The following is a 284-nucleotide window of genomic DNA, read 5'->3' on the forward strand; positions in this document are numbered from 1 at the left end:
GTTTATCGTTTTGTTTCACTTTATCTTTTTCCGCTGCTTCGCGCTTAGCTAATTCCGCTGCTTCACGTTTTGCTTCTTCAGCTTCACGTTTCGCTTTTTCTTCGGCGTCTTTCTTTGCCTTTTCAGCTTCACGTTTTTGCTTTTTTCTTCAGCTTCGCGCTGTGCTTTCTCTTGTGCTTCGCGCTGGGCTTTTTTCTTCTGCTTCGCGATGCGCCTTTTTCTTCCGCTTCACGCTGAGCTTGCTCATCCGCTTGCGCTTTTTTCAACGGCGTCACGGTTCACAT

At 47.2% G+C, this 284-nt stretch carries 1 protein-coding gene; it reads left to right on the forward strand.

Annotated elements, in window-relative coordinates; all coding sequences use genetic code 11:
• A partial coding sequence (locus BHE89_RS24150) for a hypothetical protein (protein ID WP_216080962.1) occupies positions 1–284 on the forward strand: 284 nt, incomplete at both ends.

This window comes from Shigella sp. FC1967 (assembly GCF_001743005.1).
GTDB lineage: Bacteria > Pseudomonadota > Gammaproteobacteria > Enterobacterales > Enterobacteriaceae > Proteus.